Raw genomic sequence first — 13,639 nt, forward strand, 5'->3', positions numbered from 1 at the left:
AGGTGCTCCAATTAGGGTTGTTGTGGAAGATTCGCGATGCGGTTGATCGCCTGGCGCAGCGTCTCTTTGGACTTCTTCAGCGCGCCGCGCATGGCCGCCATGTCCGGCAGTGCCAGCTGGTCGCGCCACAGCGCCGTCATGCCGCCCGGGTAGTTCACCGCATCGGCGCGGTTCGGGTGCGTGAAGTGGCTGCGATGAAAGGCGTCCTCGTAGGCGGGAATGGCGCCGGCGGTGATCGCCGGCGGCAGGTCGACGTTGCCCGTGCAGATCCGGCCGCCCGCCCATACGTTGAAATGCGGCGATTCGAAGAGCTTCGTGTCCGGCGTGGGCCGCGCCGAGTCGCGCAGGGCGAACACAAACCAGTCGCCCGAGGTGACGACGAACACCAGCGCCGGGTGGGCAACGTCGGCGGCGCGTTCTCCGATGGCCGCCTCGGGCGATTTGAACCAGCAGCGCCGGATGCTCTCGGGCGCCCACCATGCGATCAGGTTGGGCGACGTGTAGAGCAGCTGTTCCGGTACGAAGCCGCCGAACGTCGTCGCCGCGCCGACGGCCTTGGCGAACCCGGCCAGCGCCGCCTTGGTCAGCGGCGAACCCGGCCCGATCATGCTCCGGCGCGGGTCCAGCGGATCGGCGTGGATCGGATGGGTGGTGGCGTACACCTCGCCCCGGCCGGACCGGTACATCAGCAGGGCCTCGGATAGCACCAGCTGCTTTTCGTCGTCGGCAAGCACGCGCACGCGGCTCATAGCGGATCTCCGATCAGCTCGAGGAGGCGTTCGGTGGCCTGTGCCAGCTCCATCATCTGCTCCGTTCGGCGGATGTAGTTCAGCACGTCCTTCTTCGTCAGCGGGATCGGTGGTGCGTCGAGCAATTCCGACCCCTCGCCGGTTTCGGAGATCTCGTTGACCCAGTCGTCGATGACCTGGCCAACCCTGTCGTTGTCGCGCCAAAGCAGGACCATGCAGCCGTCGATCGGATAGTGACCCGTGTGGTGCGCGCCGAAATCCCATGGTTCCAGGTTGAAGCCAGGCCTGCCGACTACTTCGGCGATGGCGTCGCAAGCCGCGATCACGCTCTTCTCGTACTTCCCGCGCGCAGCGCGCACAATCGCTTCTCTCGACACGACGCGCCGCGGCTCTGTCGCCCATCGGGGCATGCCGTCGTAGAACTTCGCGCGGGTCATCAGGTCGGAGGCGACGAGCTCGTCCAGTGCAGGGTCGGCGCCGACGGCGACCGCAATGCGCCCCTCCTCGCGCGCCTGCCGGATCATCTCCTCGTCGTTTTCGGATTCCTGCCAGTACATCCGGTCCGCCCAATTCGCCGCCACCCAGGGCGTCAACGACTCGGGCATGCGCAGCGTCGCGTCGTGCAGCACCGCCAATACGGTCTGACCGAAGCCCTCGAGGCGCTTTTCGAGTATTCCCGCGCACCGCGCCAGCGTGAGGCGGGGTATATCGGTGTTTTGGTTGCGCGAAATGCAGAACCAGGCGATGGGTGTTTTGTTCTTGCGCTGTTGGCCGCTCAAGTCCTCCATCAGCTGCTGGACGTGCAGCTCCCACCGGAAGGTCCGCATCGGAAACCGCACCTTCAGGTCGTTCCACCAGACGGTCAGGGCGTGCGTGGACATTTCTCGCTCGTCCGGCTCGGCCAGCACCTGGACCAGCGTGGCGTTCGGCCCGGGCACGATCATGTCGTCGGTCACGACGCCGGCCTCGAGCAGGGCCAGGGCTAGCGGCGCGGCGAAATTGGCGGTGCTGGGCACGTACACCTCGCGCGGGATCGCGGCCGACAGCCACGGCAGGGCGATGGTGGCCTGTGCCTGGTGCGCGATCACGGCAGCACCGTCTGGTTGGCGCCGGGGGCGAGCCAGCGCTGCGGGGAGGTCTTGGCGTTGGCGCGCAGGACGGTCTCGATCCGCAGCGCCAGGGGCTGGTGGGCCTGCTTCATCGTGATCGCGCACGCCGGCCGTGGGCTGCTCGACAACGTGCCGGTCTCGCGCAGCTGCTGGATCATCTGCTTGCGGATCTTGGCGGCGCGGCTCGCGGCCCCCTTCGTCCCGACGGCGCGGCGGAAGTTGTAGGTGTGCTTGTCGCCGTCGATTGCCGGGCCTTCGATGTCCGCGCTGATGATCTCCGGGTAGACGTTGGCGAAGAAGTCGCGCACCTGGGTGAGGCTGAAGGCGGGATTCGGGTCCGGCAGCTTCACGCTGTTGTACTTGAACTCGCGGCGCAGTTGACTGATTTCCATGTGGGCTCCTTAGAACATCTCGAGGGTGAATGTGTCGACGACCTCGCTGCTCGTCGGCGCGGTGGGCGCTTGCTCCTGCCCGGCCGGCTTCTCGGCGGCGCCGTCGACGTCCGCCGCGTCCTGCTCGGCGGCGCCGCCGTCCGCGCCCGCCAGGCCGTTGGCGGCACTCTCCAGCGCGTCGGCCAGCGCCGCGTTGTCGCCGCCCGCCGTCGGCGTCGCCGGCGGTGCCTTGGGCTTCGGCCCCGGCTTGCGTTTGGCGGCCGCCGGCGCGCCGTCGCCGCCCGGCGCGGCCTTGCCCTTGTCCGAGTCGCCGACGGCGGCGCGCGCCTGCTCGGCCAGCGACAGCGTCGGCGCCTGCCAGATGGTCAGCGCCTCGGCCAGGCCGGCGTCCAGCTCGGCGGCGGTGGCCACCAGCGAGATCGGGCTCAGCGACGGTGCCGTCTTGCTGTCCTTCGGCGCCGAGGTGACGCCGACGCGCAGGCGGCCGCCGCTCTCGGCGCTGACCGTGATCAGCAGGGTTTCCTGGCGCGCCAGCGCCTCCAGTTCAGTGAACATCGTTGCTCCTTCGTTTTAGGGGTGTGCGGGGTGTTGGACCGGTGCGGCCGGTGCGGTGAAGATGGGGCGGCGCTCGGTGCCGCGTTGCGCAATGCGCTGCTCGGCCATCAGCATCGACAGCACCGGCGCCATCACGGTCGAGGTCTTGGCGAACATCCGGCACAGGTCGCGCGCGTCCATCTCCTTGGTGCGCAGGACGCCGATGATGTTGTCGTGCAGGTCGGTGTCGAGCATCGCGGCGCGTTGGCGGCGGCCTGTCGTCGGCGACGTGTAGTTGCGGATGTGCCCGGCGCAGTCGGCGGCCGTGGGATAGCTGATCTGGCGGCCGGCCACTTCCTCGCCGTGCATGGTGCTGTAGCGGAGGTAGTTGGTGCCGGGCAGCCGCGCGCGGCGCACGTCGAATTCGCCGATGCGCAGCGGCGACAGGTCGACCGGCGTGTTCGGGTCGAAGCGGGTGATTGGGGCGGGTGTCTTCATTTTTGGCTGTTGTGAGAGAATGGATTTTTATTAACTTAAAATCAGGAGGCCTTGTGCCGTTATCCAATGAGTCCGAACATGAAATTGCCATCGAATCCCTCCGCGACAAACCCGACGAAATCGTCGAGTTGGAGGAGTTTGCTGCCGCTGCAAAGGCCGAAGACATCCATTTTTTCGTGAAGAGCGCCTCTTACGATGGCGCTTCCGGTTGCTGTTTCGAGTTCCGGAGGGGGCTCGACTCCAGTGAAGACGTGGCACTTCGGCTTCTGGAAATAGCCACTCGTACCATCACGTGCTTCGATTGGTTTGGAGTGACTCACTATGGGCGAGGTGCGACGGAGGACAAGCCCGTTTGATGTAGGAAAGTGCCTGCTTTCGCACCTCTGCCTGGCGCTCCGTACTGGCCAGCGCATGGGTGAGTTGAAGCTCGACCGTGGCCAGAGATTCCTCGACATACAGGCGGTTGAAATCGCCGTAGCGATGGCCTCCCCGGTGTTTAAAACGGGGCACAACTACACCTGCATTCCCAATGGCCATTGCCGCTTCGACCGCTGCGGCAACCCCGTGTGAATCGTCATCCGCGCAGATGAGGATGAATCCATGGGGGAGTGCTTCGCGCACGACATTGGCCACAATGCGAAGGTTGTGGGCGCTGAACGCCGCATAGCCCGGCAGCGTGTCGTGGGTCGCCATGCGGATCGTGCGGGCGGTTGCATAGCTCTCGGTGAGGAAGATGGCGTCATGGCCTGCCTTCGGCGCTCCAATGGGTAAATACGCGCCTCCGCTGTACATGCCCTGGGTGAAGCGCTTTGTCCCGTCGGGCTGGATCATTTGGAGCCCCGCCAATTCGCATTCGGCGGTATGACCAGCGGCAAACACAGGAACCAGGATCGTTCCGTCCGGCTCATAGCGAACTTCCGGCGCGGTGACCTGCTTGCGTTCGAGGTAGGGCGAGTGGCCGGTCGCAGCGGCGGCGCTCCAGCGTAAACTGGCCCTGGCAATTGCGGCGGCGGACATCTCGGGTGCGTGCGGGGATAAATGCGAATCCATGGGGAATCCTTGATTGGCTTAGCGGCGCCGCTGGGCGCCGCACCACTGTTGGTGGTTAGTAGGAGGTCGGCTGCACGATGGCGCGGGTCAGGTACATCAGGCCGCAGCGGAAGGTGCTGTCGGCGAAGCGAATCCAGTAGCCAGGGTCGTCGCCCTCGTATTCGAGGGCCGGCTGTTCCACACCGGCGATGAGGGCGCGTTCGCCATCGCCGTCGATGCCGGCTTCGTCCGTCAAGATCGGCGTCGGCTTGATCACCGTCGCCGCCACTTCGGCGATCAGGGCGCGCAATTCCTCGCCCTTGGCTTTCACCTTGTTCATCATGTCGATCTCGGCTTGCGACAGGTCGCGGTAGCCTTTAATTTTCTGGTGCTGGTTGTCCATCTGCTTCTCCTGGTTGGTGCTGCGGTTAATCGATATCGTTTGCTGCTGCGCGCTTGTGGTCGAAGCGGGCCGGCGGCGTGCGCGCCAGGCGGCGCCGGTTGCAGTCGGCCAGCCGGCGGATCGCGATGGCCATCGCCGCGTTCCCCATGGCCTGCTCGAACGTGGTGTTGAGCAGCTTGCAGTCGCGGTAGGCGCGCTGCAGCTCGGCGGTGGTGAAGTCGGCGACGGCCATCGGCTAGAACCCGTTCCGGTAGACGTGGATGGCCTGCCTGGCCGCCTTGCGCCAGTTCGCGCCTTGGCGGCGGTAGAAGCGGTAGAGGTGCAAGATCGTCGTCATGTGCCTAGTCGTCCAGGCCGGCTGCGCGCATGGCGTCGGCGAACGCGATGGCGCGCGGGAAGTTGGGATTCGGCTCCTGCAGGAAGACGATCACGTCGTCCGGGATCGCCTTGGTGTCGTGGTCGTAGTCGACCGCCTCGCTTTTACCGTAGTGCGCGCACAGGGCGGCGGCGTTCTTGGTCTTGCCACAGCCTTTAGGCCCGTGGATGAAGACGGCGCCGGCCGGCGCCTTGGTTTTTGCTTTTGCCATGCTAGATCTCCTGGTGGTTGGTGGTCGGGATTTGCTGCTTGATGGTCTGGATCTGCTGGAGGGCGAATTGCTCGCTCCATAGGTGCCGCCCCTCGTCGACGCCGGCGAAGAACGCATCGGCCTCGGCGGTGCCCAGCACCATGTCGGCGGGGAAGTTGAACGTCCCGTTCGTCAGCCGCGCGCGGAGCAGCGCGCGGGCGCCGTCCTTGTAGGGCGCGCTGCGTGGCGCGCGGCCGCTGTAGAACGCCCGGCGCATGATCTCGTCCAGTTGGGCGTCGACAGGGGTGGGGTGGTCGGTCGTTTGCATGCTGGTTCTCTCGGTGGTTATAGGGGTTTGACGGTGATGCCGCAGGCGCCGCAGGCGGCGAAGCGGCGCGCCTCGGCCTCGGCCACGGCGGCGCTGCCGGCGCCGATGGCGAAGTAGTTCAGCGGCGCCAGGTTGAGCAGGCAGACCTTGACGGTGAAGGCGCTCATGCTGCGGCCGCCGACTCGGACTTGACCAGCTCGGCCAGGACGGCGGCGAGCGGCTCGCCGAGGTCGCTTGAGCTCGCGGCTGAGCGAGGCGACGAAGAAGTGCGCGCGCCGATCACGGTCCGACGGATAGCACTCGCGCGCGTCGGCGGCGCATTTCGCCAGCAGGCGCATGGCGTGCCGGGCGTTCATGCGGCGCTCCGCTTCAGCAGCAGCGTACGGATCGCGCCGATGGTCTCGGCCGACACGGCGCCGCCCCGCTCGTAGTCGCGGTCGGCGGCGGTGCAGGCACCCAGCAGCTGTTCGAGGTGTGCCATGGTCTCGGCCGCGAGCAGCGTCACCGCTGGCTGGAGATACAGGCCTTGGCCGGCGAGCATGCTGAGCCCGGCGGAAGTGATGTCGGTCGTGGGCAGAGTGCACCGTGTTGCCGAGGAACTCGCCGGATGTGCTGTGCAGGGCATAGCCGCCGGCGTCCAGGTAGTTGGCGCGGGCCTGTGAGTTGTTGGGGGTGGGCTGGGTAGCGCCCCGTGTGGTGGTCACAGCTCGCCTGCCTTTTTGAGGGCATCGAGGGCAATTTGGGTGATGCGCTTGCTACTTGATGTGGCGGCGATCTTGCGTAGCGCTAGGGATTGCAGGTCGTGCGCGTTCATTGCGTGAACAAGGAACTCAGCGGTACGTACACCGCGGCTGCTGCGCGAATCTGCCCTCGCTTCGGAAACACTCAGGTGATGCATGATCCCAAACAAATTGCCAAAAACAACGCTCTTCGCATCAACCAAGAGGTGTGCGTTACTGCCGTCATTCAGGCCAAATTGGACTGGAAGAGTTAGGGGAAGTTTGTGTTTTGGTTTGCGCTTCTCGCTTTGTTGCATGGCTGGCCTCTGGGTTGTCGGAACGATTGAGTTCTAAACGTTGCAGTGACCGTATTAAACACTATGTTTAACTCAAGTGCAAACACTATGTTTATAATTTGCGCATTTTCCTAAACGCAATGTTTTCCTGATGGGTTTTTTGAGGGGGCGGGAGGCGTTGTGTTTACCCGCTTGTGAGTACGTGTTAGAAGCTTCGCAGGGGGTGTGGTGAGAGAATTTGTGACAATTCGTTGACGAGTTGGCGTGGGAATTGCTGCCTAGTCCGAACTATGTAGTTGCTTTATGCAATATATAGTTGAAACATATACACTAAATCAGAGGGTAAATGAAAAGGTTTCCACGACTATTAGAGGCGTACGAAAACATGGATCAAGAGGCGAGGGAGAAGCTACTGGAAACAGCAGTTTTTTATGCCAAAGCGTGGCCCGCGCAGGCCCCGGTGGCAGTCTTACGATTGGTTATTTGCAACGATCACGCGCCCTCAGTAAAGCGCGTCGCAGTTTGATGCAGCGTGTTAACGGGTTCCGGCGGCAGCGTGTTCGGCCGCCTGGGCGGGCGCCCAGATGCCAGCAGCAATCTCAATTTCCTGCCGGCGTCGCTCGGTACTGCTGCGGTAGGCTGTCAGAAGCTTTATATCGCGAAAGCTGACATAGGCAAGCTCTGTGGCTACCTCGTCCGCCTTTTGGATCTTGACCAGATCCTCCTCATTTCCAGCTAAGAGCATCGGACCGACACCATCCCGGATCCATATGGCATTGCATCCGAATATGCGTTGTACTTCGAGTAAGCCTTCACTCGAAATCCCGCGTGCCTCCCAATTGTTCACCCGTTGAGGTGAAATATTGAGCATTTTGGCGACCGCACTCTGGCCCTCTTTATCCCCGAGCTTCTTGGCCTTCTTCGCCGCTTGGTAAAGCCGCTCCATGTGGGCGTGCATGTAAATCTCCCTTTTAACTGAACGCTGCAATGATCCGACAAGTAAACGCTATGTTGTTAAACGCCGCGTTTGCATTTTTGTTAAACATGGTGTTTAATGGCGCCTATGGAAAAATCATCGGACATCGAAGCGGACAAGGCCTTGATCGAAGCCTATGGCGGCCCGACCAAGGTTGCAGAGCAGCTTGGCTTTGACAAAGCTAGAGGCGGCGTGCAGCGAGTTCAAAACTGGACGACGCGGGGAATTCCTGCGAGGCAGAAGTTGAAGTACCCGGAATTGTTCCTACGGCCAGCTGGTGAGCTGCTTTTGCTGAAGGTGAAGGAAGGCTAACGCACCTGCGTTGGCTTTTTTTGCCTTCTGCATTGCCATCCGGAAAGCGCTTCCTATCATTGTCGTTTTGAAATCAACACTGTACTCCATCACGCTCCCCGGTTCTAAAAAGCCATCCTATTTCAGCAATATAGCAATTTTAATAGTAGTTAAAAACCCAAGAAAAGAAGGGAATACTGTGGAACTGCTCCAGGCATATCAAGAAATGATCAAGGTGCATGGCTGGCCTGGCACCGCCGGCACGCTCGGCATGACGAAGTCGCAGCTCGAGGCGCGCGTCTACGAGGTGAAGGGCTCCGGCATGCGCGTGGACACCGCGCTGCTGATCCAGCGCTACGCCGGTTCCACCCACTTCGCCCAGGCCGTGGCGCAGGCGACGGGCGGCGTCTATATCGACCTGCCCGAGGCCGGCGAGCTGGACGGCGCCGACCTGCTGGCCAAGTTCCATGAACTGTACGCCGAGATCGGCGACCTGTCGAAGACCTACACCACGGCCATTGCCGACGGCGAGATCGACAGCCGCGAGCGCGCCCAGCTGGAGCACATCGAGCAGGCCATGCACAAAACGATGAAGGAACTGATGGGCACCATGTTCCGCGTCTACTGCCGCACCCCGGCCGCCACCTCGGCAGCGCCGGCCACTCAAAAATGAACGGAGGAACCATGCAACAGGCAAACATCGAGCAAGTCAAATCCACCGGGCCGAACGCGCTGCTCGACCACCTGCGCGAGCTGGCCGGCTTGAAGAACGACGCCGCCCTGGCGCGCAAGCTGGAGGTGGCCCCGCCGGTGATCAGCAAGCTGCGCCACTACAAGCTGCCGCTCGGCGACTCGCTGCTGCTCAACATGCACGAGACCTTCGGCGTGCCGGTGGCCGAGCTGCGGGAGAAGGGCAGTGCGCCGCGCGTGCGCGGCACGCAGGCCTAGGCCGGGCGCGCCGCGATGCCCGCGCCCGCCGTGATCGACACCCGCTCCGAGGAGTGGAAGATGATTTGCCTGGCCCGGCACGTGTGCCGGATCGACGATCAGCAAAAGCGCCGCAACCTGGTGGCCGACCTCAGCGCGAAGCACGGCGCCGAGTTCGATGCGGCGCTCAAGGCCGCGATCATGGTGGAGTGGGAGCTGTTGCGCATGGCGCGCCACGTGTGTCTACTGGCGGACAAGCCCTCGCGGCACGCCTACCTGGCCGCGCTAAGGCAGGAAAAAACGGAAGAATTTGTATTGAAGGTCGAACAGCAGATCAGGGTCGAATGGGCGCTAATGCATGGAAAGATAACCAGCGCCCAATCGAATTAGCGGAACTTTCAACAGGAGATAGCGATATGAAACATACCCAAATGGATGACTTTGATCGGGCTGAGTCCGATGGTGCTAGGCGTTTTTTTGAGGCAAATCGCGAACGGTACGCCGCAGCGACAGCACACTGCGAGACAACATTTCGTCGGCCACCTTGTTCAGCGAACCGCTGCACGTTTCACGGTACGCCTCCAGGTCGTCAAGAAACTCGGCAAGGTCAAGCCCCTTCAGCGCCAGGCAGCAAATGAGGGCGTTTACGGTTTGAACAGTTCCCTCGGCAACCTGGCGCGCCTCTTCAGTTTCAAGCATTGGGAAAGTGCGCATGAAAGTATCTCCTAAAAGTTATAGTTTAAGCATTATGTACCATACTGGTAGAGGTGTCGATGGCGACGTTTGAGCAGGCGAAGGAGCAGATCGAGGGCAACGGTGCGAAGCTCCCGGCGGGCCACCCCAAGGTCGACGGCAAGTTTCACCGCTACGGCCCGGAGAAGAAGTATTGGTACAGGGTGATGGAGTTCACCACCGGGGACGGCCAGGTGCTGGTCAGCGGTTGCTACGGCTGCTGGCAGGGCGACAACGAGAACCGGGAAGACATCGCTATGGACTGGTCCGGCGTTACGCCGGTCGACCGCGCCGCCGCCGAGAAGAAGCGCCGCGAGGTGGAGGCGGCCGAGGTCGCGCGCAAGCAGCAGGAGGCCAGCAACGCGGCCGTGCGCGCCGGCCAGCAGTGGGGCGCCGCCAGCGCCGATGGCCAGTCCGACTACGTCGCCCGCAAGCAGGTCACAGCGCCAGGCGTACGCTACCAGCTGGACGGCACCGTGCTGATCCCGATGGTGGTGCTGGCCGCCGGCGAGCCGCCGCGCCTGGTCGGGTTACAGAAGATCGAGCCCGACGGCACCAAGCGCTTCAACCACGGCGTGGCCATGCAGGGGCCTGCTGCCCGGTCGGCAGGTTCGGCCCCGACGACAGCGTCGGTATCCTGTGGGAGGGGTGGGCCACGGCCCGCTCCTCGCGCATGGCGTTGCAGGACACGGTGGCCGGCTATGTGGCGTTCAACGCCGGCAACCTGATGGCGATCGCGCAGATGATGCGCGCGCGCCATCCCGACATGCATATCCTCATCGCGGCCGACGACGACCACCTGCTGGCCACTCGCATGCAGACCTGGGCGGCTAAGCACATCAAGCTGACCTGCACCATCGAGATCGACGGCGTCGAGCGCACCTTGACGGCGACGGACGGCACGATGGTCAAGGTGCTGGCCGACTGGCGCAAGGACGCGCGCGGCGTGCCCTTCATCGACATCGACGCGCGCGCCGGCCGCGCCATGAAGCAAACCACCTTCGTCAACACCGGCGTGGCCAAGGCCACCGAGGCGGCGCGCGCCGTCGGCAACGCCTCCATCGTGGTGCCGCGCTTTGCGCAGCGGGGCGACAACAAGTGGAGCGACTTCAACGACCTTCACGTCAACGAATCGCTCGACGAGGTGGCCGCCCAGCTGCAGGCCGCGATCTTCGCCGCGCTCAACCCCGGCGCGGACGATGGCGACGTCGCCGGCGCCGGCGCGATGCTTCCGGACGGCCCGCGCGAGCTGCTGGTGCCGGAGGCCGACAACGTCATCCCGCTGGCCGGCCGCAAGAAGGCGGCCGCCGCCGCGACGTCCGCTGGCGCTGCGGCGGGTGGTGGTGGCCCGCCGGACTTACCCGGCGATGGCGCGGGCGCGCCCGCCGGCGATGAGGATGAATGGAAGTTCCGCCTTAGCCGCAGCGAAAAGGGCAACGTGCTGCCCACGCTGTCGAACGTCTACCTGATATTGGAGAACCACGACAACTGGAAGGGCGTCATCGCCTACGACGAGTTCAGCGGCCAGGTCGTCAAGCTGAAGCTGCCGCCGTTCGTCGGCGCCGAGTGCGGCGAGTGGTCGGACAAGGACGACTTGCGCTGCACGCTGTGGATGCAGCAGCAGTTCGGCTTCGCGCCGCGCCAAGACGTGGTGATGGGCGCGGTGGTGCTGGCCGCCGACCTGTGCAAGTACCACGTGGTGCGCGCCTACCTGGGCGCGCTGGTGTGGGACGGCGTGGCGCGGCTCGACGGCTGGCTGGTGAGCCGGCTGGGCGCCGAGGACACGCTGTACAACCGCACGGTCGCACGCAAGTGGTTGATCGCGGCCGTGGCGCGCATCTACCGGCCGGGCTGCAAGGCGGACAACGTGCTGATCCTGGAAGGCGAGCAGGGCATCTTCAAGTCGACCGCGCTGAAGGTGCTGGGCGGCGACTGGTTCACCGACGCGCCGTTCAGGCTCGGCGACAAGGACGCCTACGTCGTCATCCGTGGCAAATGGCTCGTCGAGCTGGCCGAGCTGGACAGCTTCAACAAGGCGGAATCGACGGGCGCCAAACTGTTCTTCGGTCAGTACGTCGACCGCTACCGGGACTTCTACGGCAAACGGGCCAGCGACGTGCCGCGCCAGCAGCTGTTCGCCGGCACGACCAACTCGGACGCCTACCTCAAGGACGACACCGGGAACCGGCGCTACTGGCCGGTGAAGGTCACCACCGTCGACCTGGCCGGCCTGACCGAGGACCGCGACCAGATCTGGGCCGAGGCCGTGGCGCGCTTCCAGGCGGGCGAGGAGTGGTGGCCAACCTCGGCCGAGAAGGAGATGTTCGAGGAGGAGCAGGACGAGCGCTATGTGGGCGATGCCTACATCACCGAGATCCGCGACTACCTGGTCGGCAAGAACCAATGCACCATGCCCGAGATCCTGCGCGAGGCGCTCAAGCTGGACCTGGCCAAGTGGACCAGGCCGGAGCAGCAGCGCGTGGGCCGCTGCATGGCCGAGATGAAGTGGCACCGCCGGCGCGGACCCAAGGGGCCGGCCGGCAAGCGGGACTGGGTGTACGTGCGGCCGGCCGCCGAGCTGGAAGCGGCGATGAAGGAGATCGACGATGGCCCGCTTTAATCATCGCGTCCCAGCGTCCCATTGCGCAAACGGTTGGGACATGACATTGGGACAGGGGCGCAGTTGTCCCAATGTCCCAACGTCCCAACGTCCCAATGCCTCCACGTGTGTGCGTGTGCCCGCGTGTGGTGCGTGGGCGCGTGATGCGGGGGCGCGCATGCGCGCACATGCGCACGTGCATATTCATTCTTTTTCATTAGGACATTGGGACAATAGGACAGAGAAAGAGGGCTGTCTCAAAGCAGAGGAGCAAGCATGCCGATGAATGTAAGGGTCGCCATCGCCCAAGTGGTAGCTGGCTGCGGGGCCGGTCAGCAGCAGGGCAGAAACGCAGATGAATTTCCAGATAGGGGTGCGCGATGAAACGAGAAACACTGACGATGGGCTGGCGTGGCAAGTGCGAGGCGGTCGCGGACCTGGTCTTTGTCGACAAGACCCCAGTGGCGCCGAACCAGGTGGCGCCCGTGGTGCGCGCGGTGGCGGTAGGGCCATGGACCGCGCCCGACCCACTCGAACTGTGCCTCGAGTTGTGGAAGGCATGGATGGGTAGCGACTCCGACCGTGATATGGGTGTCAAGACCATGGGCGGATTGGCCGGTGACGGTGGTGGCTATGACATCCACGAGGCCCAGCATGCCAGTGACAACCGGATCGCCGCCGCGACCGACGCCATGATCGACAGCCTGAAGACCGTGCACAGGTGGGCCATCTACGCCTCGTGCGGCGTCGGCACGCCTTGGCGATTCGCAGGGGCCGATCTGGCGCTGGTGTCGCTTGAAGCGAAAGCGGAGCTCGGTGTGAAGCTCAAGAAAAACATTTGCACGGCCACTTTGTTCTAGGTTACTATTCGGGTTCAGGCCGACTCTGCTCGCCTAAAGAAAAGCTCACCTCAGAAATGACGTGGGCTTTTTGCATTGTGCGTTCGCTTTTTCGAGGTGGTCATGGATATGCAATCCGAGCGTGCGTGGTTGATGATGCTCATGGAGCTGGCCCGCATGAACATCGCCCTCCGCGCCGCCAAGATCCACGGTCCGGGCACAAGTAAGTTCACATAGGAGTTCCTATGCCGGTCTCGGCTCCCCGTCCGTGTAGCTTCCCTACCTGCAGAGTATTGGTCCGGGATGGTAGTGGTCGATGTCCAAAGCATCCGCGTGCGGCTTGGGTGAAGGCGAAGCCGGTCACCCGGATCACCGGCCGGCGCCTTCAGGCGATGCGTGCCGCCTTGTTCAGCCGCGACCCACTGTGCGTGGAGTGCCGTCGACAGGGCCGGGCAGTACCGGCCACCCAGCGCGACCACGTGATCCCGCTGGCTGAAGGTGGCCTCGACGATGAATCAAACGAGCAGGGGCTGTGTGAGGCCTGCCACGACGCCAAGAGCACGCTGGAGGCGCAGCGAGGCCGGCGCCGGACGTCCGGCGGCCGGTGAGGGGGAGGGCGGGTCGAAAGTCAGGCCCGCCGCCACGGGAAACC

The 13,639-nt window shown here is 63.9% G+C and carries 23 protein-coding genes; 8 read left to right on the forward strand and 15 right to left on the reverse strand.

Annotated features, from left to right (window positions below; all coding sequences use genetic code 11):
- Positions 1 to 11 precede the first annotated feature (11 nt).
- The 14 genes from QC826_RS06130 to QC826_RS06195 all read right to left on the reverse strand — a co-directional run bounded on the left by QC826_RS06130 (position 12) and on the right by QC826_RS06195 (position 7,581).
- Positions 12 to 749: a PRTRC system protein B gene (locus tag QC826_RS06130; protein WP_279764824.1), complete on the reverse strand. Its 738-nt coding sequence runs from the start codon at positions 747 to 749 to the stop codon at positions 12 to 14.
- The gene (locus QC826_RS06135) at positions 746 to 1,837 is read right to left on the reverse strand and encodes a PRTRC system protein F (RefSeq protein ID WP_279764825.1); all 1,092 of its coding nucleotides are present in this window, start codon (positions 1,835 to 1,837) and stop codon (positions 746 to 748) included. The genes QC826_RS06130 and QC826_RS06135 overlap by 4 nt, the downstream gene beginning before the upstream one ends.
- Positions 1,834 to 2,250: a PRTRC system protein C gene (locus tag QC826_RS06140; RefSeq protein WP_279764826.1), complete on the reverse strand. Its 417-nt coding sequence runs from the start codon at positions 2,248 to 2,250 to the stop codon at positions 1,834 to 1,836. Before QC826_RS06140 ends, QC826_RS06135 begins: the two co-directional genes overlap by 4 nt.
- A gap of 9 nt (positions 2,251 to 2,259) precedes the next feature.
- Positions 2,260 to 2,805: a PRTRC system protein E gene (locus tag QC826_RS06145; protein ID WP_279764827.1), complete on the reverse strand. Its 546-nt coding sequence runs from the start codon at positions 2,803 to 2,805 to the stop codon at positions 2,260 to 2,262.
- A 15-nt stretch (positions 2,806 to 2,820) separates the two neighbouring features.
- Positions 2,821 to 3,282, reverse strand: coding sequence for a hypothetical protein (locus QC826_RS06150; protein ID WP_279764828.1), 462 nt, complete (start codon positions 3,280 to 3,282; stop codon positions 2,821 to 2,823).
- Between the two features lie 288 nt (positions 3,283 to 3,570).
- Positions 3,571 to 4,332: a hypothetical protein gene (locus QC826_RS06155; protein WP_279764829.1), complete on the reverse strand. Its 762-nt coding sequence runs from the start codon at positions 4,330 to 4,332 to the stop codon at positions 3,571 to 3,573.
- Between the two features lie 55 nt (positions 4,333 to 4,387).
- Positions 4,388 to 4,714 carry a hypothetical protein gene (locus tag QC826_RS06160; RefSeq protein ID WP_279764830.1) on the reverse strand — a complete coding sequence of 109 codons (327 nt, stop codon included), beginning with the start codon at positions 4,712 to 4,714 and terminating at the stop codon, positions 4,388 to 4,390.
- A 25-nt stretch (positions 4,715 to 4,739) separates the two neighbouring features.
- Positions 4,740 to 4,946, reverse strand: coding sequence for a hypothetical protein (locus QC826_RS06165; RefSeq protein WP_279764831.1), 207 nt, complete (start codon positions 4,944 to 4,946; stop codon positions 4,740 to 4,742).
- A 109-nt stretch (positions 4,947 to 5,055) separates the two neighbouring features.
- Positions 5,056 to 5,301, reverse strand: a complete 246-nt coding sequence (locus QC826_RS06170) for a hypothetical protein (protein ID WP_279764832.1) — start codon at positions 5,299 to 5,301, stop codon at positions 5,056 to 5,058.
- A gap of 1 nt (position 5,302) precedes the next feature.
- Positions 5,303 to 5,608, reverse strand: coding sequence for a hypothetical protein (locus QC826_RS06175; protein ID WP_279764833.1), 306 nt, complete (start codon positions 5,606 to 5,608; stop codon positions 5,303 to 5,305).
- Between the two features lie 17 nt (positions 5,609 to 5,625).
- A complete protein-coding gene (locus tag QC826_RS06180; RefSeq protein ID WP_279764834.1) occupies positions 5,626 to 5,964 on the reverse strand; it encodes a hypothetical protein in 339 nt (112 codons plus the stop codon).
- Entirely contained in the window at positions 5,961 to 6,149 is a 189-nt protein-coding gene (locus QC826_RS06185; protein ID WP_279764835.1) for a hypothetical protein, read from the reverse strand. Before QC826_RS06185 ends, QC826_RS06180 begins: the two co-directional genes overlap by 4 nt.
- Positions 6,150 to 6,308: 159 nt before the next feature.
- Positions 6,309 to 6,644, reverse strand: coding sequence for a hypothetical protein (locus QC826_RS06190; protein WP_279764836.1), 336 nt, complete (start codon positions 6,642 to 6,644; stop codon positions 6,309 to 6,311).
- 514 nt (positions 6,645 to 7,158) lie between these two features.
- Positions 7,159 to 7,581 carry a hypothetical protein gene (locus QC826_RS06195; protein ID WP_279764837.1) on the reverse strand — a complete coding sequence of 141 codons (423 nt, stop codon included), beginning with the start codon at positions 7,579 to 7,581 and terminating at the stop codon, positions 7,159 to 7,161.
- 105 nt (positions 7,582 to 7,686) lie between these two features.
- Here QC826_RS06195 and QC826_RS06200 point away from each other — a divergent pair, with 105 nt between their 5' ends.
- The 4 genes from QC826_RS06200 (at position 7,687) to QC826_RS06215 (ending at position 9,207) form a co-directional block, all read left to right on the forward strand.
- Entirely contained in the window at positions 7,687 to 7,911 is a 225-nt protein-coding gene (locus QC826_RS06200) for a hypothetical protein (protein ID WP_279764838.1), read from the forward strand.
- Positions 7,912 to 8,089: 178 nt separating this feature from the next.
- Positions 8,090 to 8,563, forward strand: a complete 474-nt coding sequence (locus QC826_RS06205; RefSeq protein WP_279764839.1) for a YmfL family putative regulatory protein — start codon at positions 8,090 to 8,092, stop codon at positions 8,561 to 8,563.
- A gap of 11 nt (positions 8,564 to 8,574) precedes the next feature.
- Complete coding sequence (locus QC826_RS06210) at positions 8,575 to 8,838, forward strand: helix-turn-helix transcriptional regulator (protein ID WP_313872840.1); 264 nt, start codon at positions 8,575 to 8,577, stop codon at positions 8,836 to 8,838.
- 15 nt (positions 8,839 to 8,853) lie between these two features.
- A complete protein-coding gene (locus QC826_RS06215; protein ID WP_279764840.1) occupies positions 8,854 to 9,207 on the forward strand; it encodes a hypothetical protein in 354 nt (117 codons plus the stop codon).
- Positions 9,208 to 9,282: 75 nt separating this feature from the next.
- Here QC826_RS06215 and QC826_RS06220 read toward each other — a convergent pair whose 3' ends face one another.
- Positions 9,283 to 9,531: a hypothetical protein gene (locus QC826_RS06220; RefSeq protein WP_279764841.1), complete on the reverse strand. Its 249-nt coding sequence runs from the start codon at positions 9,529 to 9,531 to the stop codon at positions 9,283 to 9,285.
- 59 nt (positions 9,532 to 9,590) lie between these two features.
- Between QC826_RS06220 and QC826_RS06225 the strand changes: the two genes are divergently transcribed.
- From QC826_RS06225 to QC826_RS06240, 4 genes are all read left to right on the forward strand, one after another.
- The gene (locus QC826_RS06225) at positions 9,591 to 10,277 is read left to right on the forward strand and encodes a hypothetical protein (RefSeq protein ID WP_279764843.1); all 687 of its coding nucleotides are present in this window, start codon (positions 9,591 to 9,593) and stop codon (positions 10,275 to 10,277) included.
- Entirely contained in the window at positions 10,223 to 12,169 is a 1,947-nt protein-coding gene (locus QC826_RS06230) for a virulence-associated E family protein (protein ID WP_279764844.1), read from the forward strand. The genes QC826_RS06225 and QC826_RS06230 overlap by 55 nt, the downstream gene beginning before the upstream one ends.
- Before the next feature lie 359 nt (positions 12,170 to 12,528).
- Positions 12,529 to 13,008, forward strand: a complete 480-nt coding sequence (locus tag QC826_RS06235; RefSeq protein WP_279764845.1) for a hypothetical protein — start codon at positions 12,529 to 12,531, stop codon at positions 13,006 to 13,008.
- 371 nt (positions 13,009 to 13,379) lie between these two features.
- The gene (locus tag QC826_RS06240; RefSeq protein ID WP_279766401.1) at positions 13,380 to 13,595 is read left to right on the forward strand and encodes an HNH endonuclease; all 216 of its coding nucleotides are present in this window, start codon (positions 13,380 to 13,382) and stop codon (positions 13,593 to 13,595) included.
- Positions 13,596 to 13,639 lie beyond the last annotated feature (44 nt).

This window comes from Rugamonas sp. DEMB1, assembly GCF_029834475.1.
Taxonomy (GTDB): Bacteria; Pseudomonadota; Gammaproteobacteria; order Burkholderiales; family Burkholderiaceae_D; genus Rugamonas; species Rugamonas rubra.